Source organism: Propioniciclava sp. MC1683 (assembly GCF_014164675.1).
Taxonomy (GTDB): domain Bacteria; phylum Actinomycetota; class Actinomycetes; order Propionibacteriales; family Propionibacteriaceae; genus Propioniciclava.
Window position 1 is genome coordinate 1 of sequence record NZ_JACJFX010000113.1, and the last position, 743, is coordinate 743.

Annotated in this window: 1 pseudogene; it reads right to left on the reverse strand. The window is 65.3% G+C overall.

What is annotated here, in order from left to right:
• Positions 1-131: 131 nt before the first annotated feature.
• A pseudogene (locus tag H5397_RS18625) lies at positions 132-374 on the reverse strand (transposase); the annotation flags it as partial.
• Positions 375-743: the final 369 nt, after the last annotated feature.

Genomic DNA, 743 nt, shown 5'->3' on the forward strand with positions numbered 1-743 from the left:
CCTCAGCCCGCAAAGCACGTCGCTCGGCAGCAGACAGCCTGTTCGAATGATTCGTCGTATCGGTCACAACACTCATCATGGTTCCTTCCGGTAGAAGGACCGCTTACACAAACCATCTGACAGCACCGCATGGCGTGGATCCTGTCCCACGTGCCGTCCTCGCTCCAGGTCCGGTGCCGGGCCCACACCGTCTGCCAGGGCCCGAACTCGGCGGGCAGGTCACGCCACGGACAGCCCGTCCGGTAGCGCCACACGATGCCCTCCACGATCAGCCGGTGGTCAGCCCACGGCCGGCCGCCCTTGGCTCCTGTTCGGGGCATCAACGGCGCCAACCGAGCCCAGTCCTCATCGGTCAACACCGGAGATCTCGCCACGCGAACTACCGTGCCCGAAACACCCCGCAAGGGTTGCGAGACACGCCCTAGGCCGGCTGACATAAACGCGCCCTATCATGCCACCGGGCAAGTACACCCGGTCAGGAGCAAGGCCTTTGTCGAGGCAGCAGCCGTCCGCCCGATCGGGTGGCCACGACCACCCGATCGTGCGACCGTCGGCGCGTTACTGCTTGGCCTCAACCGCGAAGAAGGCCCCCGTCCGGCTTACCGGGTCGTTAATGGGCTCTTCACGAAAGAGAGTGGATGAGGGGTCGGAAGCCGCCGGCTTCGAGGAGTGACCGCAGTCGGTAGTTGGTGAGGTTGCGGAAGCCCAGCGCGATGCCGCGAAGGTGTTCCAGCCTGCCGTTG